Source organism: Micromonospora marincola, from assembly GCF_056150385.1.
Window position 1 is genome coordinate 443,196 of record NZ_JAXCFT010000004.1, and the last position, 16,678, is coordinate 459,873.

The 16,678-nt window shown below is 72.0% G+C and carries 19 protein-coding genes; 6 read left to right on the forward strand and 13 right to left on the reverse strand.

Features of this window, described 5'->3' with window-relative positions; genetic code table 11:
• Window positions 1-28: 28 nt before the first annotated feature.
• From SM450_RS13270 to SM450_RS13300, 7 genes are all read right to left on the reverse strand, one after another.
• Complete coding sequence (locus tag SM450_RS13270; protein ID WP_474620018.1) at window positions 29-748, reverse strand: N-acetylmannosamine-6-phosphate 2-epimerase; 720 nt, start codon at window positions 746-748, stop codon at window positions 29-31.
• Complete coding sequence (locus SM450_RS13275) at window positions 745-1,662, reverse strand: ROK family protein (protein WP_474620019.1); 918 nt, start codon at window positions 1,660-1,662, stop codon at window positions 745-747. The genes SM450_RS13270 and SM450_RS13275 overlap by 4 nt, the downstream gene beginning before the upstream one ends.
• On the reverse strand, window positions 1,659-2,501 hold the full coding sequence (locus SM450_RS13280) for a carbohydrate ABC transporter permease (protein ID WP_474620020.1): 843 nt from the start codon (window positions 2,499-2,501) through the stop codon (window positions 1,659-1,661). The genes SM450_RS13275 and SM450_RS13280 overlap by 4 nt, the downstream gene beginning before the upstream one ends.
• Window positions 2,491-3,294: a carbohydrate ABC transporter permease gene (locus SM450_RS13285; protein ID WP_474620021.1), complete on the reverse strand. Its 804-nt coding sequence runs from the start codon at window positions 3,292-3,294 to the stop codon at window positions 2,491-2,493. Before SM450_RS13285 ends, SM450_RS13280 begins: the two co-directional genes overlap by 11 nt.
• Before the next feature lie 123 nt (window positions 3,295-3,417).
• A complete protein-coding gene (locus SM450_RS13290) occupies window positions 3,418-4,701 on the reverse strand; it encodes an ABC transporter substrate-binding protein (protein ID WP_474620022.1) in 1,284 nt (427 codons plus the stop codon).
• Between the two features lie 22 nt (window positions 4,702-4,723).
• Window positions 4,724-6,319, reverse strand: a complete 1,596-nt coding sequence (locus tag SM450_RS13295; RefSeq protein WP_474620023.1) for an FAD-dependent oxidoreductase — start codon at window positions 6,317-6,319, stop codon at window positions 4,724-4,726.
• 38 nt (window positions 6,320-6,357) lie between these two features.
• Window positions 6,358-7,404: a LacI family DNA-binding transcriptional regulator gene (locus tag SM450_RS13300; RefSeq protein ID WP_474620024.1), complete on the reverse strand. Its 1,047-nt coding sequence runs from the start codon at window positions 7,402-7,404 to the stop codon at window positions 6,358-6,360.
• 314 nt (window positions 7,405-7,718) lie between these two features.
• Here SM450_RS13300 and SM450_RS13305 point away from each other — a divergent pair, with 314 nt between their 5' ends.
• Complete coding sequence (locus SM450_RS13305; RefSeq protein ID WP_474620025.1) at window positions 7,719-9,074, forward strand: glycoside hydrolase family protein; 1,356 nt, start codon at window positions 7,719-7,721, stop codon at window positions 9,072-9,074.
• Between the two features lie 96 nt (window positions 9,075-9,170).
• On the opposite strand, the gene SM450_RS13310 is transcribed toward SM450_RS13305, so the two are convergent.
• Window positions 9,171-10,154, reverse strand: a complete 984-nt coding sequence (locus SM450_RS13310; protein ID WP_474620026.1) for an NAD(P)-dependent alcohol dehydrogenase — start codon at window positions 10,152-10,154, stop codon at window positions 9,171-9,173.
• A gap of 101 nt (window positions 10,155-10,255) precedes the next feature.
• Here SM450_RS13310 and SM450_RS13315 point away from each other — a divergent pair, with 101 nt between their 5' ends.
• Entirely contained in the window at window positions 10,256-10,966 is a 711-nt protein-coding gene (locus SM450_RS13315; RefSeq protein WP_474620075.1) for a TetR/AcrR family transcriptional regulator, read from the forward strand.
• A gap of 15 nt (window positions 10,967-10,981) precedes the next feature.
• Here SM450_RS13315 and SM450_RS13320 read toward each other — a convergent pair whose 3' ends face one another.
• Window positions 10,982-11,947: a CU044_5270 family protein gene (locus SM450_RS13320; protein ID WP_474620027.1), complete on the reverse strand. Its 966-nt coding sequence runs from the start codon at window positions 11,945-11,947 to the stop codon at window positions 10,982-10,984.
• Between the two features lie 17 nt (window positions 11,948-11,964).
• Complete coding sequence (locus SM450_RS13325) at window positions 11,965-12,534, reverse strand: RNA polymerase sigma factor (protein WP_474620028.1); 570 nt, start codon at window positions 12,532-12,534, stop codon at window positions 11,965-11,967.
• A 292-nt stretch (window positions 12,535-12,826) separates the two neighbouring features.
• On the opposite strand from SM450_RS13325, the gene SM450_RS13330 reads away from it, so the two are divergent.
• From SM450_RS13330 to SM450_RS13340, 3 genes are read left to right on the forward strand one after another with little or no spacing between them, the layout of a single operon-like run.
• Window positions 12,827-13,729: a sulfotransferase domain-containing protein gene (locus tag SM450_RS13330; RefSeq protein WP_474620029.1), complete on the forward strand. Its 903-nt coding sequence runs from the start codon at window positions 12,827-12,829 to the stop codon at window positions 13,727-13,729.
• A gap of 23 nt (window positions 13,730-13,752) precedes the next feature.
• Window positions 13,753-14,271 carry an orotate phosphoribosyltransferase gene (gene pyrE / locus SM450_RS13335; protein ID WP_474620030.1) on the forward strand — a complete coding sequence of 173 codons (519 nt, stop codon included), beginning with the start codon at window positions 13,753-13,755 and terminating at the stop codon, window positions 14,269-14,271.
• Window positions 14,272-14,285: 14 nt separating this feature from the next.
• Window positions 14,286-14,663, forward strand: a complete 378-nt coding sequence (locus SM450_RS13340) for a hypothetical protein (protein WP_474620031.1) — start codon at window positions 14,286-14,288, stop codon at window positions 14,661-14,663.
• A gap of 11 nt (window positions 14,664-14,674) precedes the next feature.
• Here the strand turns inward: SM450_RS13340 and SM450_RS13345 are convergent, their stop codons facing one another.
• From SM450_RS13345 to SM450_RS13355, 3 genes are read right to left on the reverse strand one after another with little or no spacing between them, the layout of a single operon-like run.
• Window positions 14,675-15,022 carry a nuclear transport factor 2 family protein gene (locus SM450_RS13345; RefSeq protein WP_474620032.1) on the reverse strand — a complete coding sequence of 116 codons (348 nt, stop codon included), beginning with the start codon at window positions 15,020-15,022 and terminating at the stop codon, window positions 14,675-14,677.
• Complete coding sequence (locus SM450_RS13350) at window positions 15,009-15,482, reverse strand: SRPBCC family protein (protein WP_474620033.1); 474 nt, start codon at window positions 15,480-15,482, stop codon at window positions 15,009-15,011. Before SM450_RS13350 ends, SM450_RS13345 begins: the two co-directional genes overlap by 14 nt.
• Window positions 15,479-15,802 carry an ArsR/SmtB family transcription factor gene (locus tag SM450_RS13355; protein ID WP_474620034.1) on the reverse strand — a complete coding sequence of 108 codons (324 nt, stop codon included), beginning with the start codon at window positions 15,800-15,802 and terminating at the stop codon, window positions 15,479-15,481. Before SM450_RS13355 ends, SM450_RS13350 begins: the two co-directional genes overlap by 4 nt.
• Window positions 15,803-15,918: 116 nt before the next feature.
• Between SM450_RS13355 and SM450_RS13360 the strand changes: the two genes are divergently transcribed.
• Window positions 15,919-16,668 carry a hypothetical protein gene (locus SM450_RS13360; RefSeq protein ID WP_474620035.1) on the forward strand — a complete coding sequence of 250 codons (750 nt, stop codon included), beginning with the start codon at window positions 15,919-15,921 and terminating at the stop codon, window positions 16,666-16,668.
• The last annotated feature ends 10 nt before the right edge of the window (window positions 16,669-16,678 follow it).

Here is a 16,678-nt window from a genome sequence, read left to right on the forward strand (position 1 = left end):
CATCGATACGACGGCAAAACGGCAACCATCACGGGTGATGAATCTCCCTCGGATGCGGTCCGTGCGCCGCGCGGGGGGTGGCCGGCACGAGCCGGCGGGTGATCCACAGTGGTGAGGTGACGGCGTTGCCCATCACCACCGCGTGCGCCCCGGCCGTGAAGGCCCGGCCGATCTGCTCCGGGGTGCGGTACCGCCCCTCGGCGATCACCGGCACCGGCAGCAGCGCGGCGAGTCGCGCCACGAGTCCGAGGTCGGGCCCGTCGGTGGACGGGCTGGCCGAGGTGTAGCCGGAAAGGGTGGTGGCGACCGCGTCCGCGCCGGCCGCCACCGCCGCGACCCCCTCGGCCACGGTGGAGACGTCGGCCCAGACCAGCGCGTCGGTCCGCTCCCGCAGCGCGCGTACGGTGTCGGCGAAGCCGCGCCCGTCCGGCCGGGGGCGGTCGGTCGCGTCGACCGCGACGACGTGCGAGCCGGCCCGTGCCACCTCAAGCGCGTGCGCCGCGGTCGGGGTGATGAACACGTCCTCGGCGCCGTGCTTGTACAGCCCGATCACCGGCACGTCGACGGCGGCGCGTACCGCCCGGACGTCGTCCGGGCCGTTGACCCGGACCGCCACCGCGCCGCCGCGCACGACCGCCGCGGCGACGTGGGCCTGGACGTACGGGTCGCGCATCGGGTCGTCCGGCTCGTCGGGCAGCGGCTGGCAGGACACCACGAGCCCGCCGGCCAGGTCGTCGAGGACGTTCACGGTCCGGTCCCTCCGTCGTCTGTCGTCCGGGTGGCGAGTCGGGCCGCGCCGACCAGGACGGCGTCGGCGCCCAGCGCAGCCGGCAGCAGCGGCACGCCGGCCCAACCCTCGGGCAGCTCCGCCCGGTAGGCGGCGGACGCGGCGGGCAGCAGGACCGCGGCGGCCCCGCCGGAGACCAGGACGGCCTCCGGGTCGAGCAGGGCGACCAGCCCGGCCAGGGCCGCGCCGAGGGCGGCGCCGGCCCGGTCGACGACCTGCCCGGCGACCCGGTCACCGGTGTTCGCGCGTTCCGCCACGGTCCGGCCGGCGAGCCGGGTGCCGGTCGCCACGGCGTACGCGGCGGACAGCCCGGTGCCGGAGGCGATCGCCTCCAGGTGCCCGTACCTGCCGCAGCCGCACCGCAGCCGGTGCGCGCTGGGCGCGGGCAGGTGCCCGAGCTGGCCCGCCGCCCCGCGGGCGCCGGTCTCGACGCGGCCGTCACGGACCACCGCCCCGCCCAGCCCGGTGCCGACGGCCACCAGCAGCACGTGCCGGCGACCCCGGCCGGCGCCGGCCCAGCTCTCGCCGAGCGCGGCTGCGCTCACGTCGTTGGTGACGCGCACCGGTCGGCCCAGGCGTGCGGCGAGGGCGTCGGCGACCGGGGTGCCGGCCCACCCGGGGAGGCTGTCGGTGGCGTACCGGATGGTGCCGGTGGCCGGGTCGACGGTGCCTGCGGTGCCCACCCCCACCGGGCCGGCGCCGGCCGCGCCGAACAGGTCCGCGGCCAGGCCGGCGGCGGTGTCGAGCACCGCATCGGGCCCGGCGCGGGCCGGGGTCGGCACCTCCCGGCGGGCCCGTACCCGCCCGTCGGGGTCGACCAGGGCGGCGGCGGTCTTCGTGCCGCCGATGTCGACGCCGATCGGCGGCGCGGTCACCCCTTCAGGCCGGTGTGCGCGAGGCCCTCGACGAACTGCTTCTGGGCGATGACGAAGACCACCAGGACCGGCAGCGCGGTCATCGACGCCGCCGCGAGCTGGACGTCCCACATCGGGCCGCCGTAGGCGTCGACGAACTGGGTGAGCGCCTGCGGCAGGGTGAACTTCTCCGGCGAGGAGAGGAACACGATGGGTTCCAGGTAGAGGTTCCAGCTGTGCAGGAAGGTGAAGATGGACACCGCGCCGAGCGCGGGCCGGGACAGCGGCAGCGCGATCCGCCAGAACGTGGCGAAGCGTCCCAACCCGTCGACCCGGGCCGCCTCCTCCAGCTCGTCGGGGAGGCTGATGAAGAACTGCCGCATGATGAACGTCGCGAGCACGCTCGGCGCGCCGAAGATCGGCACCAGGATCAGCGGCCAGTGGGTGTTGATCAGCCCGGCCTTGAAGAACATCTGGAACAGCGGCACGATCGTCACCTCGCTGGGGATGAGCAGGCCCGCGAGGACGACCAGGAACAGCAGATTCTGGCCCCGGAACCGGATCCGCGCGAACGCGTACCCGGCAAGCGCCGCCACGGCCAGCGTGCCGACCGTGACCAGCAGCGCGATGTAGAGGCTGTTGAGATACTGCTGCCCGAACGGCTGCAACTCGAACACCCGCCGGTAGGCGTCGAGCCTCGGGTCGGTCGGCAGCAGCTTCGGCGGGAAGGCGAAGATGTCCGCCACCGGCGTCAGCGACGAGGTGACCATCCACCAGGTGGGGAAGACGAACGGGACGGCCAGGACCAGCAGCGCCCCGTAGAGCACCAGCTTGGCCCGGCGGGACAGCTCACGATTCATGGAAGACCCACCTCTTGCGCATCTGCCACTGCAGCACGGTGAGCGCGAGCACGATGACGAACAACAGGATCGACAGCGTCGCGCCGTAGCCGAAGTGATGGAACTGGAAGGCCTGCTGGTAGAGGTAGTAGACGAGCACCGTGGTCGAGGTGCCGGGCCCGCCCTGGGTCAGCACCGCGATCTGCGCGAAGACCTGGAGCGACCCGACCACCGTGATGATCGACGTCAGCAGGATCGTCGGGCTGATCAGGGGCACGGTGATCCGCCAGAACTGGCGCATCCGGCCTGCCCCGTCCACCTCCGCGGCCTCGTACAGGTCCGCCGGCACGCCCTGGAGGGCGGCCAGGAACAGCACCATGTTCAGGCCGACGTTCTTGAACACCTGCACGACGACGACCGACAGCATCGCGGTGCCCTCTCCGCGCAGCCAGTTCGGCCCGGTGACGCCGACGCTGTCGAGCAGGCCGTTGATCCCGCCGTTCTTCTGCAGCAGGAAGCCCCAGACGATGGTCCAGGCCACCAGGGAGACGACGACGGGGGAGAAGAACAGGGTGCGGAACAGGATGGTGCCCCGCAGCTTCTGGTTGAGCAGCACGGCGAGCAGCAACGCCAGGCCGAGGTTGAGCACGACCAGGCCGACGGAGAACAGCCCGGTGGCCCGCAGGACCGAGCCGAGGTTGGGGTCGTCGGCGAGCGCGGTGTAGTTGTCGGCGCCGACGAACTCGAAGCTGCCGGCGAGCACGTTCCACTCGTGCAGGCTGTACCAGACCACGAGGACCAGCGGCACGATCACGAAGAGCACGCTGCCGAGCAGTTGCGGGGCGATGAACAGGTAACCGGTGAGCTGGTCCCGGCGACGGCTGGTCCAGAACGGCCGGGCCCACCCTGGTGTCCGTCTGGGTCATGATTCTCGGCCCTACTTCGCCAACAACGGCTGGATCTTGGCGCAGACGCCGTCGAGCACGGCCTTGACGTCGGCGTTCGGCTGCCACAGCGGGTCCAGACCGGCGCGGACCTGCTGGCTCAGCTCGGCCTGCCCGGCGTGGCTGGGCTTGACCACGCCGCTTGTGATGCCGTCGACGACGACCTTCTGGAGCTGCTCCGGCTTGAGCTTCGGGTTGGTCTTGCCGAGCGTCTCGGCGGTGAGCTGCGACGTGCGCGGCGGCGGGAAGAACTGGGCGAGCTTCGCCGAGTTGGCGGGGTTGGTGAAGAACGCCAGGAAGTCGGCCGCCTGCTCGGCGTGCGGGCTCTTCTTCATCACCCCGAGGCCGGCCTGGCCGACCACCGCGTACGGGCCCTTCGGACCGGCCGGCAGGGGGACCAGGTCCCAGCCGAAACCGTCGTCCTTCAGCAGCGAGGCACGCGAGATCTGGGTGACCGTCATGGCCGCGTCACCGGCGAAGAAGTCGGCGGTGGTGCCCGGCCCGGGCAGCGCCTTGCCGGTGAAGATCCCCTTGTGCAGGGTGGTCATCGCGTCGACCATCTCCGGGCTGGCGAAGCCGCAGCTCCGGCCGTCCTCGCTCCACGCCTGGGCGCCCCAGCCGGTCCAGAAGGTGGACAGGTTGTCCCAGCCCTTGTAGTCGAAGTCGCGGATCACCAGGCCGGCCTTGCCCGACTCCGCCGCGGTCGCGCCGGCGGTGGACAGGGCGTTGTCCCAGGTCCACTGCCCGGCCGCGATCAGCTCGGCAGGCGTCTTCTGCCCGGCCTTCTTCACCATGTCGGTGTTGACGAACACCCCGAACGGCGAGGTGGAGAACGGGTACGCGTACAGCTTGCCGTCCTCCTGCCAGAGCTTGAGCGTGGCGGCGGAGAGATCGTCGTACTGGTAGCCGTCGGCCTTCTTGAGCGTGTCGTCGAGCGGACGCAGCGCGCCCGAGGCGACGAAGTCCGGGGCCGAGTTCTCGAAGATCCACGCCAGGTCGGGCGCGTTGCCGCCGGCGATCTGGGTGGTCAGGGTGGTGGTGTAGTTGTCGAACGGCAGCGGGTCGAACTTGATCTCCGCGACGTCCGGGTGGCTCTTGCGGTATTCGTCGGCGATCTCGTTGAACAGCTTCAGGTGCGCCTCGTTGGCCGACCAGACGGTCATCCGCAGGCTGGCCGGGCCGTCGTCCTTCGCCTCGCCGCCACCGCCGCAGGCGGACAGCGCGAGGACACCTGACAACGTCGCGGCGACGGCGGCCAGGCCCTTTCGTGTTTTCACTATCTTCTCCTCACCGGGGGTTTCAGTAGCCCGCGATCTGCGGCCAGCGGCGCTGGACGCCGGCGGCCGAGACGCGATCAGTGAATTCGGCCAGCAGGCGGGGGGTGCCGCGGACCGCACGCGGGGACTCGCCCCGCGTCAGGCAGAAGTCGGCAAGCAGGCCGGCGACCTCGCCGACGTTCCACTCGACCGGGTGCAGCCGGTAGCTGCCGTTCGTGACGTGCGTGGTGCCGATGTTCTTGCCGGCCGGCAGCAGGTTCTCCATCCGCTGCGGGATCAGCGCCCCGAGCGGGATCTCGAACGGGCAGGAGCCGACGTCGATGTAGTTGTCGCCGCCGGTCGACGGGTGCAGGTCGATGCGGTACATCCCCACGCCGATCGAGTCGGGGTAGCTGACCGCGCCGTGCTCACCCCGCACCGCGAGGGAGAGATCCTGCTCCACCACCGTGTACTCGGCGCGGATCCGGCGGGACTCCCGGATGTAGGGCGCCTGCGCCAGGCCGTCGGGGCTGCCTGTCACGTCGCCGCGCAGCCGCAGCCCGGGGAAGCCGGTGCCGCCGTCGGGACGGGGGGCCTCCGTCTGCAGCCAGTACAGGACGGAGTACGACAGCTCGCGGGCCTTGGCCAGGTGCCAGGCCGCGTTCGGCACGTCGATGACCGGACTCTCGAAGTAGTCGATCATCGGCCAGTTGACGAGCGTGATGTCGCTGCCGTACGCCCCGTCGACGAAGTTGCGCCGCGCGGCGATGCGCCGGAACGTCCACAGGTTGCCGTCACCGGGGTTGAGCCGCTGGTCGGCGTGGACGCTCAGCGGATCGTCGTCGGGGTTCGGGGTGAAGCTGCGTTCGACGATCTCCAGCGTCCGCGGGTGCGGCGACCGCCAGGACAGCATCCGGTCGCCCCAGAAGTCGGGCTTGTAGTCGCGCCAGAAGTCGTAGCCGGCGGGCCGGTCGATGGTGTGGTCGCCGTCGACGTGGTCCAGGGCGAGGCAGACGGACACCGCCTGCATGTTCATCGGCTGTGCCTGCGCCGGCGCGCTCGGTTCGCCGGTCTCCGCCCGCGACTCGAATCCGGTGACGTACTCGGTGCCGGTAAGCGGCAGCAGCTCGCCGGTCTCGGTGGCGTCCAGGACGTACGGCGCCACCACCTCGATCCGGTCGTCCCGGTCCCGGTGCGCGAGCGTGACGCCGGTGACCCGGTCTCCGTCGGTCTCGGCGGCCACCGGCCGGTAGGGCTGCAACACCGTCAACCGCCCGGACCCCCGGTGCGGCGCGAGCATCTGCTCCAGGACGGCGACCGCCACCCGGGGCTCGTGGCAGAGCCGGCTCACCCAGCCGGCGCCCGGGTTGAGGTCGGTCCAGGCCCGGGACCGTTCGGTGAGCGGGTAGTGGCGGCGGTAGTAGTCCCGGATGCCGTCCCGCAGCTCCCGGTAGCTCGCGGTGGCGCCGAACTGCTCGATCCAGGAGTGCTCGTCGGGTGGGACGGCCTGGCTGGTGAGCTGCCCGCCGAGCCAGTCGAACTCCTCGGTCAGGACGACCGAGCGGCCGGCCCGGGCCGCGGCGAGCGCCGCGGCGACGCCGCCCAGTCCGCCGCCGACGACGAGGACGTCCGCACGCATGAATACCATTGCTTCCTTCCAGTTGCGCGATCGACGGCTCAGCGCCTGTCGACCGCCGGTTCAGGTGCGCCGAGGGTGTCGCCCTCGACGAGTTCGCAGGGCAGGAGGCGCTGCTGCGGCCCGGCCGCGCTGCCGTCGATGACGCCGGTGAGCACCTCGACGGCCTGCCGGCCCATCTCCTCGCGCGGGATGTGGAACCCGGTGAACGCGATGTCTGTGGGCACCGGGGACGTCGGGTCGCCGAGCGTCACGATCGACAGGTCGCCGGGCACGGACAGCCCGCGCCGGCGGGCGGCCGACTCCAGTGCGACGGCGGTGGCGAAGTCCTCCACGAAGGCGACCGTGCTGCCGTCGGCCCGCAGTTCGTCGACGGCGGCGTCGGCCGTCCCGGCCGCCGCGACGACCTGCCGGGCGTTCTCCGCGCCGGTCGCCGCGGCGTCGAAGCCGCGCCGCCGGTCCTGCGAGGACTCGGCGGTCATGCCCATGCCCACGTACGTCAGGCGCCGGTGACCGTCGCGCAGCGCCCGCTCGACGAGGCGGGCCACCGCCGTGGCGTAGTCGGCGCCGACGTAGGGCACCGGACCGCTGGCGTCGTCGCGGCGCCCGACGGCGACGTAGGGGAATCCGTCGCGGTTGAGCCGGTCCAGCTCGGCGCTGTCGATCTCGCGGCCGAGCAGGAGGCAGCCGTCGGCGAGCCGGAGCCGGTTGTCCTGGTGGAAGATGCGCCGCCGGCCGTCCACCACCGGCGCGCTCGTGAACAGCAGCAGGTCGCAGCCGACGCGCTCGGCGTACTCCTCGATGCCGAGCAGGAACGGGTGGAAGAAGTCCCGGCTGCCGCTGGGGAAGGCGGGCTCGTACGTGAACACGCCGATGATCCGGTTGAACCGCGAGGCGAGGCGGCGGGCGGCCGGGTCGGCGGCGTAGCCGGTCTCGGCGATGACCCGCAGCACCCGGTCCCGGGTCTCCGGGGCGATGCGTACGTCGGCGTCGGTCCGGTTGTTGAGCACAAGCGACACGGTCGCCTGACTGACACCGGCCATCCGCGCGATGTCACGCTGGGTTACGCGCTTGGGGGGAGCGGTCACGTCGGTCCTTCCGGGGCGGCTAATGCGTATTAGCCTCGGCGTTGGGATGGAGCCTGACCTCTGCCCGGACCCCGTGTCAAGGGGGTGAACGAGATTTCCGGCGGATGAACTCCCTGAAGTAATGCGCATTAGCGGCAGCCGGGGTGCCCCCCTTGACAGGAGCGGCGCATGGCCCGCAACATTTGAGAAACATAGATGCTAATACGTATTAGCACACCGGCGGCGCATCGGCCTCGACGGTCGATGACGCCTGCACCTCTACCGAGAGTTATGCCTGTCCCTCGGTGCCACCCGACAGCACAGGAAGAAGACGCATGCCGAGACCATCCGTACCGTCACCCCGACGCGCCGTCGCCACCGCCGGCGTCGCCCTGCTCGCGGTCACCGCGGCCGGCGCCGTGCCGGCCGCCGCCGATCCCGGACTCGACTTCCCGGCGTTCACCTACGCGGGCACCGCCTTCGACAAGGACGACCTCGCCTACAACCCGACCGGCGAGTTCATCTTCCCCAGCGTCATCCGCGCGGCCGACTACTTCCCCCACCCGCTCGGCGCCTACTACCTCTACTACGCGCCGCACGAACGACCGGGCGGCATCGCGCTCGCGTACTCCGACTCGATCGACGGCCCGTGGACCGAGTACGACGCCAACCCGCTCATCGGCAACACCTGGCTGCCGCACTACACCACGGTCAGCCACGTCTCCTCCCCGCACGCCGTGTGGATCGAGGGTGAGCGCAAGCTCTTCCTCTACTTCCACGGCGAGAACTCGATCACCAGGTACGCGACCTCCGACGACGGCATCCACTTCAGCTACGGCGGCACCGCCGTCAGCCGCGACGCGAGCACCGGCGGCGAGACCTCGTACGCCCGGGTGTTCGAACAGTCCGTGGCCCGGCTCGGCACGCGGTACCTGATGGTCTTCATGGACAACCCCACCGGCGGCGCGCCCGGCCCCACCGGGCCGGTGTCCCGCCGGATCCGCTGGGCCGTCTCGAACGACGCGCGGACCTGGGCCGTCCAGCCCGACCCGATCGTCACCCCGCAGGGCGACGAGGGGCCGAACGCCTCGGGGCCGTTCTTCCTCCGCTGGAAGGACCGCAACCTGGTGATCTACCACGCGGCCGACGGCAACATGCACGCGGTGGACGTGGGCGCGAACTTCGACCAGGAGGTCCACCTCGGCGTCGTGCACGACTCGATGGACGCCGCGCCCGACCTCGGCCGGTCGGCGGCTCCCACGTTCTACTTCGACGGCCGCACCGCGCACATGTACTACGAGGCCGGCGCCCGGCTCACCGCGACGATCGGGCACGCCACCGCCACCCTTGCCGCACCCCTGCCGGTACGGCCGTTGGACTGCGTCGTGGACCGGCCGGTCCTGTGGCCGCCGAACCACAAGCTTGTCGACGTCAGCGTGAGCGTGGGCCTGCGGGACGGGGTGCTCGGCCCGCACGCGTTCACCCTCACCGGCGTGACCGGCGGCGGCGCCACCGACGTCAGCGGCTTCACCACCGGCACTGCCGACACCGGGGGCAAGCTGCGGGCGGAACGAGCCGGCAACGGCGGTGACCGGGTGTACCGCCTGACGTACGCCGGTCACGACGAGATCGGGCGGCCGGCCGGCTGCACCGTCACCGTCACCGTTCCGCACGACAGGCGCGGTGCCTGACGGGTGGTCCGCGCGGTCGTCGGCCGCGTGCTGCGGGGCGGTGTGGTGTGCCGCCCCGCAGTGGTCTCCCGTCGCGCCGCCGGCCCCGGAGATCCGTCAGAGGGTGATGACGACCTTCGCCCGCGCGTGTTCGCCTTCGAGGTATCGGATGGCCTCGGGCACCTCGCGCAGGGGATAGGCGCGGTCGATGACCGGGGTGAGGTGGCCGGCCTCGGCGTGGGTGCGCAGCGCGTCGAGGTGGTGCCGTCCGGGCGTCGTGGACAGGACGACGACGCGCTGCCGGACCAGCGGCGCGAGCAGCCGCCCACGCGCCATCAACCAGACCGGCCCGACGAGGCTGCCACCGCGGTAGACGCCGCCGCCGGAGAGCACGAGCGTTCCGGTCGGGGTCGACGCCCGCCGCAGCGCGCGGAGTGAGCGGTTGCCCACCAGGTCGAACACGACGTCGTGCCGGCCCGCGGCGCGGGTGAAGTCGGCGCGGGTGTAGTCGACGACGTCGTCGGCGCCGAGCGAGCGGACCAGGTCGACGTTGCGGGTGCTGCACACGCCGGTCACTGTCGCGCCGAGCGCCTTGGCGAGTTGGACGGCCAGGGTGCCGACGCCGCCGGAGGCGCCGTTGACCAGGACGCGGTGGCCGGGCTCGACCCGCCCGGCGTCGCGCAGCCCGACGAGCGCGGTGACGCCGGCCAGCGGCAGGGCCGCCGCCTGCTGCGGCGTCAGGTTCGCCGGCCGCGCCGCGACCAGGGACCCGGGTACGCACACGTACTCGGCGAACGCGCCGTTGGCGTCGCCGAGGTCGGCGAAGACGGCGTCGCCCGGCCGGATGCCCTGAACGTCGGCGCCGACGTCCTCGACCTGGCCGGCGACGTCCCGGCCGCGGATGCGCGCCCGTGGCCGGGCCCGCCCCAACGCCAACCGCGCCATCCGCGGGTCGCCCCGCATGGCGTGCCAGTCGTACGCGTTGAGCGAGGCGGCCTCGACCCGGATGAGCACCTCGTCGGGGCCGGGCCTCGGCGTGGGGACGTCGGTGAGCGTGAGCGTCTCCGGCGGGCCATATCGATCCTGCACGATCGCCTTCATCGTTCCTCCCGGGTGTACGGCGTACGCCCATCATGGGTGTACGCCGTACACCTGTCAAGGAGGTTAGGGTGCAAGTACTGCCCCCGGAAGACGAGGACGACATGGTCGAGCAGGCCGAGGCGCTGCGCCGCACGCCCCTGAGCAGGGAACGGGTGCTGGGCGCCGCCGTCGCGCTCGCCGACGCGGGCGGAATCGAATCCCTCAGCATGCGCAACCTCGCGCAGCACCTGGGCGTCGTGCCGATGGCGCTCTACAAGCACGTGGCGAACAAGGACGAACTGCTCGACGGCATGATCGACGCGGTGGTCGGCGAGATCGACCCGCCGGAGCCCGACGCCGACTGGAAGCAGACGATCCGCGGACGCATCCTCTCGGCGCGGCAGATGCTGCTCCGCCACCCCTGGGCGGCGCTCGCGATCGAGTCGCGGAACACGCCGACGCCAGGTGTCCTCGGCTATCTCGACTCGATGGTCGGCGCGTTCCGGGCCGGCGGGTTCTCCACCGACCTGGCCCACCACGTGATGCACGCGATGGGCAGCCGGATCCTCGGCTTCAGTCAGGAACTGTTCGACGCCTCCCGCCGCGCCGGCCGGTCCGGCACGGCCGAAACCGAGCCGGCGGCGGCCGGCTTCCCGCCGGAGGCCGCCGCCCGGTTCCCGCACCTCGCCGAAATCGCCGGCGCGGCGTCCCACGACGGCACGTCGGTGGTCGGGCCGGGCTGCGACGACCAGTTCGAGTTCGAGTTCGCGCTGGACCTGCTGCTGGACGGCGTCGACCGGCTGCACCGCCAGGGCTGGACCTCCTCGCCCTGACGGCGGCGGAGGCCGTCAGGGCAGTTGGCCCGGCCGGTCCACGATGGCGATCCGGAGCAGCGCGGTGGTCGAATACAGCGACTCCTTGCCGTCCCGCACAAGCGTGTCGCGGTTGCCGAGGTAGACGTGGGTGTCCCGGTCGAAGATGAAGTCCACCTTGGCACCGATCACGCCCGGCATCCGGATCGCCACCCCGTGCCGGCCGGCGGCGTCCACCACGTCGCCGGAGATGACGACCGCGCCGGGCTCCCGCGCCAGCAACTCGTACAGCGCCGCCAACGCCCGGGGCGGCACGTACTCGTCGAGCATCCACCGCGCGGTGGTGTACGCCATGCTCCCGTCCCCGTACACGGCCTCCTCGTCGGCGCCGGCGGGCAGGTGCAGGTCGACCGGATGGGCCCGCAGGTAGCGGAGCAGCTCGTCCGGGTCGGTGGGCAGATCCCCGTGGTAGGCGGGCGGTGGAAGCTCGTCGTCGAGTTCGCGGCGCGGATCCGCCGGATCGGACGGTGGGACCGTCACCAGCCGGCTCCACCCGTTCGGGTCGGACTCCGGCCGGCGACGTACCTGCATCTGCGCGAGCCCGCCGGCCGACTGCCACATCTGCACCCTGCCGGTGGTGTACGGGCCGCTGACGGGCTCCCGCCGGGACGTCGTCAGCGTCTCGGTGAAGACGTACTGGTCGGGTCGGGCGGTGAGTTCGGGCTGCCGGCGGGCGGCGTCGGCCGCCAACCGGAGGATCTCCGACGCGCTCGCCGTGGGCGGCGGGTCACCCACCCCGAGCGTCTGGACCGCCAGGCCACCAGCGGTCAGCGCGACCGCCAGCCCGACGGCCCCGGCGAGGCGCCAGCCGTGCGGGAACCGGATACGGCGCCCGATCGGGCCGGTCACCGGAACCGTCTCCGAGCGATGGGCGACGTGTGCTTTCAGATCGGTGAGGAGGCGCTCCTCGAAACCGCGCGGGGACTGCTCGGTCCTGGTCATGTGGTCATCTCCGTTTCTCAGGCGAGGGTGGTGGCCGGGCGGGCGAGCACGGCGCGGACGGTGCGGCGGGCCCGGTGCAGGCGGACCCGGGCGGCGACCGGGGACATCCCGAGCGCGGTCGCCGCCTCCGCGACGGGAAGACCGTCCACGGCGACGAACTCCAGCAGCGCCCGGGTGTCCTCGGGCAGCCCGCGCAGCGCCCGGAAGGTGCGGCGGGCGGCGGACTCGGCGTCGATCCGTTCCTCGATGCGGGCGATGTCGTCGGCGTCCAGATCCCGTCGACCGGCCAGTCGGCCGGTCACCCGCAGCCGTTGGGCGGCCCGACGCCGCTCGTCGGCGATGACGTGCCGGGCCACCCCGAACAGCCAGCCGATCTGGCTGCCCCGGTCCGGTCGGTAACCGGCCGCCGACTCGATCACCGCCAGGAACACGTCAGCGGTCAGGTCGGCGGCGACGTGCGGGTCGTCGACCCGCCGCGCCACGAACCGGCCCACCGTCTCCACGTGCCGCCGGTAGAACGCCTCGAAGGCCGCCGGATCGCCCCCGATGCCGGAGATGTCGTCCTGCGTCGAGCCGGGATCATGCACGGGCTGTCCTCTCTCGTAGCCGTCACACCCGTTCTTCGTCCGGCGAGGCGCAGGCGTTACCGAGCGGCTCCCGGCAGCCCATTCCGCGCACCCGCAATTCCTATAGAAATAGCGGTTTTTCAGCAAGCTCTCAGGTTTTCCCGGATTGACATCAATGGGGTCGTCGGGGATATTTTGGCGGCGCGTCGGGGCGCGGGGGCGAGCGGCCCGGAGCCTGCCGAAGTGGCTGTCCGAGGTGCGCGGAAGTGCCGGTGCGCCCTGCTCCGCCAGGGCGCGGACAGGGTCTGGAGAAATGATCAATCGCGCCGTCGAATTCGCCAAGCACAATTCGCCGAACTCGCTGCGCGTCGCGGCCCGGCGAGCGCAGATGGAAGCGCGCAACGCTCGAATGCGGCTGACCGTTCCGGTGGTCGCCCGCAGCGAATTCGACAACATCTTCCACTGCACCGTCCGCAAGACGGGTAGTCAGTGGATCAAGGCGTTGTTCAGCGACCCGGCCGTCTACCGCCACTGCGGGCTGCTGCCCTACGACCCCCGCTTCTATCCCGGCGGCGCGACCGCGCCGGTGCCGGCCGGCCGTACCGGCCTGGCGATCTTCCTCTCCCACAAGCGCTTCGAGGCCGTCCCGAAGGCGGGTACGTACCGCGCGTTCTTCGTGATCCGCGACCCGCGTGACGTGGTGGTGTCGAGCTACTTCTCGCTGCGGAACTCGCACGCCCCGATGGGTGACATCCCGCAGGCGCGCAAGGCGTTGCAGGAGAAGCCGAAGAAGGACGGGATGCTCTACGTCATCGACCGGCTCCGCGACAAGAAGCAGTTCGGGCAGATGCGGTCGTGGGCGCAGGCCCGGCCCGCGGAGACGTTCCGGCTGTTCCGCTACGAGGACCTGACCGGCGAACGGCAGGCCGACGAGGTGGACCAGTTGCTGCGCCACTGCGGCATCACGCTGCCCCCGGCCGAACTGGAAGCGCTCCTCGCCCGCTACAGCTTCACGAAGATGAAGAAGGACAAGGAGACGCCCGGCCGGATCTCGCACTACCGCAAGGGCGCGGCAGGCGACTGGCGCAACCACTTCGACGACGAGATCTACGCGGCCTACATGGCGGCGGCGGGCGACCTCGCCGAGGTGCTGGGCTATCCCACCCGCGACGCGTCCGCCGGTCCGCACGACGGACCGGAGCCCGCCACCCGATAGGGAAGGTGTGCCAGGATCCCCGCGTGAAACGTGCTGATCTCGTACGCCAGATCGAGGTCCGGTCTCGACTCACCGGACAGTTCCTCCTGCGGTCCGGCCGGGTCGCCGACGAATACTTCGACAAGTATCAGTTCGAGGCCGATCCGGTCCTGCTGGACGCCGTCGCGGAGCAGATGGTCGCCCTGGTTCCCCGGGGGACGGACGTGCTGGCCGGCTTGGAGATGGGCGGCATCGCGGTGGTGACCGCGCTCGGTCGCCACACCGGCCTGCCCTGCGCGTTCGTCCGAAAGACGGCGAAGCCGTACGGCACGGCGCGCCTCGCCGAGGGGGCGGAGGTGGCCGGGCGGCGGGTGCTCGTGGTGGAGGACGTGGTGACCTCCGGCGGGCAGGTGGTGCTCTCCATGCGGGAGTTGCGGGCCCTCGGCGCCCGGGTCGACACCGCGGTCTGCGTGATCGACCGCCAGGAGGGCGGAGCCGAGGCGCTTGCCGCCGAGGGCATCACGCTTCGCCCTCTCCTCACCCGCGCCGACTTCGACCGGTGAGTGGAACACCACGGGTGTCACACGAGCACGGAGAGACCCCTGACGTTCCCCCACGACGGCCGGTCCGGTTCGGCGGGTTCTGGGCGCTTGGCGGCGGCGCGGTCGTCATCGCGGTGGCGCTGCTCGTCCTCCGCCCGATCGTGGACCAGCGGGACTGCCCCAACTACGGCGGGAGCGGGAACGCGAGCGCCTTCGGCGACGAACGCCGCGACGGCTTCTTCCTGCTGCTGCTCCTCGGCTGGCTGGTGGCGGTGCTGGTGGAGCAGGCGCTGCCGGTGGCGTGGCGGGACCGGCGTCCGGCGGAGATCGCACTGCGTGCGGTGGCTGCCGTGCTGCTGGCGTTGACCGGTTCCTGCTGTCTCGCGCTCGGTCTGCTCACGGTCTGTCACTGAGGCGGATCGTGTCAGGGCAGCGGGACCACGTAGGAGTCGACGCGGGCGATGAGCCCGTCGCGGAACGTGAACAGGTCGTTGAAGGCGAACCGGAACGGGCCGTGCTCGACGCTTGTTCCTCGGCCCTCGCCGGTGACCACGACCACCGGGCCGTCCTCGTGCACCCGCTCGACGTCGAGCTGCGGGCTGCCGGTGAACGCCGGGTTCTCGATCTCGCCGTCGAACTCCGTCCGCCCCCGGGTGGTGCGGTGGCCGTGGATGACCCACTCGACGTCGTCGGTGAGGGTCGCCAGGACGCGCGGGTGGTCGCTGGTCCGGAAGCCGGCGAAGTATTCGTCGACCAGGTCACGCTGGGTCATGGTTGTTTCCGTTCTGGGCGAGGTTCTCGGACAGGTGGGCGGCGAGGGCGTCGAGGATCGAGGCGAGGCCGTCGACCGCCCGGGTGCTGCGGAGCTCCGGCGGGAGCCGTCGCTGGTGGACGGTGAGATCCGTGCCGTCGTCGGCGGGCCGGAGCGTCACGGTGGTGCGCAGGCCGGTGACCGGTTCGTCGAACACGAGTTCGCGGGGCGGGTCGAGGCGCACGTAGACGAACCGCAGCCGGCGGGTGGCGCCGTCCGGCGCCCGGGTGTCGAGCGCGAACTCCCCGCCGGGCCGGGCGTCGACGGTCACCGACCCGGCTGGCACCCGGGCGTGCGAGCCGCCCCAGAACGCCGCGATGCTCGCGGGCGTGGTGAAGGCGGCCCAGACCCGTTCCGGGGCGGCGGACAGGTGGCGTCGGGCGATCAGTTCGTCGCCGTGCAGCTCGGCGCGGGCGGTCACCGCGTGCCCTCCTCGTCGGTAAGGTGTCGGTCGAGCGCGTCGAGCCGGTCGTGCCAGGCCCGGCGTTGCTCGTCGATCCACGTGCCGAGCAGCGCGAGCTGGTCGGCACGGAGCCGGCAGGGCCGCCGGGTGCCCTCGCGTCGTTGCTCGACCAGCCCGCAGCGGCGCAGCACCCCCACGTGGTGGGAGATCGCCTGTGGGGTCAGGTCGAACGGCGCGGCCAGCTCGCCCACCGTGGCGTCGCCGCGGGCGAGGCGGGTCACCAGGGCGCGGCGGACCGGGTCGCCGAGAGCGGCGAAGGCAAGGTCGAGGTCGGGCACGCCGCTATATTAATACAAGCATACGCTTGCACAAGCAGTTGTTTGCGTATCCATGGTGTTTCGGTCCGGACGGCAGCGGGCAGGTGCCTGAGCGGGACCATCGGACGGAGGTCGACGTGCACGGACCGGATCGACGACACCGGCGGCTGCTGGGCCCGCCACTGCTCGCCACCGTGCTGCTTGCGGCCGGGTGCACCGCCGGCGGGGGTGACCAGGGGCAGGGGGCCACCACCGCCCCGGCGTCGGCGCCGACACCCGACACCACGCCGTCGGCGTCACCCGCGACCGGCGCGCCAGGCGCGGCCGTGACGATCCCGAAGTCCGCCTTCGTCGACCTGCCGCCGGAGATGCGCAAGAGCGCCCCGCGGTCGATGGAGGTCGCCGACGCCCTGCCGAAGCTGTGTGCCGAGGAGTTCGCCACCGGCGGCCGGTCGACCGCAGCCGCCGCCATGATGAGCATCTACAAGACACCCGAGGACCCACCGGAGAACGTCCCCTTCGGCACGCTCAACCAGACCGTGTTCGCCTTCGCGGGCACCGACGCCGGTGACTACCTGCGCCGGGTCCGCGAGGCGCTGGAAACCTGCCGGTCCTTCCCGGACGCGGGCAACACCGTCACCGTCCGGGCGCAGCCACTTGCCGACACGGGGGACGAGGGCCTGCTCGTCACGTTGACCCGGCCCGCGACGAACCTCGACGGCAGCCGAAGTGGAGGCACCGCGACCAGCCAGATCACGGTGGTGCGGGTGGCGGATGGCGTGACTGTGGTGCATGACCAGGGCTGGGAGGGCAGCAGCAACAACCCCGCCTTCGCCGACGACGTCGCCGGCGCCGCGGTCCGCGGCCTCAGGTCCTGGCAGACGTAGGGGCGACCCG

Coding starts and splice junctions, on each gene's coding strand:
- SM450_RS13345 (WP_474620032.1), bottom strand. CDS start 15,022: ATGACCCAGCGTGACCTGGTCGACGAATACTTCGCCGGCTTCCGGACC.
- SM450_RS13310 (WP_474620026.1), bottom strand. CDS start 10,154: ATGAAGGCGATCGTGCAGGATCGATATGGCCCGCCGGAGACGCTCACG.
- SM450_RS13320 (WP_474620027.1), bottom strand. CDS start 11,947: ATGACCAGGACCGAGCAGTCCCCGCGCGGTTTCGAGGAGCGCCTCCTC.
- SM450_RS13280 (WP_474620020.1), bottom strand. CDS start 2,501: ATGAATCGTGAGCTGTCCCGCCGGGCCAAGCTGGTGCTCTACGGGGCG.
- SM450_RS13330 (WP_474620029.1), top strand. CDS start 12,827: ATGATCAATCGCGCCGTCGAATTCGCCAAGCACAATTCGCCGAACTCG.
- SM450_RS13315 (WP_474620075.1), top strand. CDS start 10,256: ATGGTCGAGCAGGCCGAGGCGCTGCGCCGCACGCCCCTGAGCAGGGAA.
- SM450_RS13305 (WP_474620025.1), top strand. CDS start 7,719: ATGCCGAGACCATCCGTACCGTCACCCCGACGCGCCGTCGCCACCGCC.
- SM450_RS13295 (WP_474620023.1), bottom strand. CDS start 6,319: ATGCGTGCGGACGTCCTCGTCGTCGGCGGCGGACTGGGCGGCGTCGCC.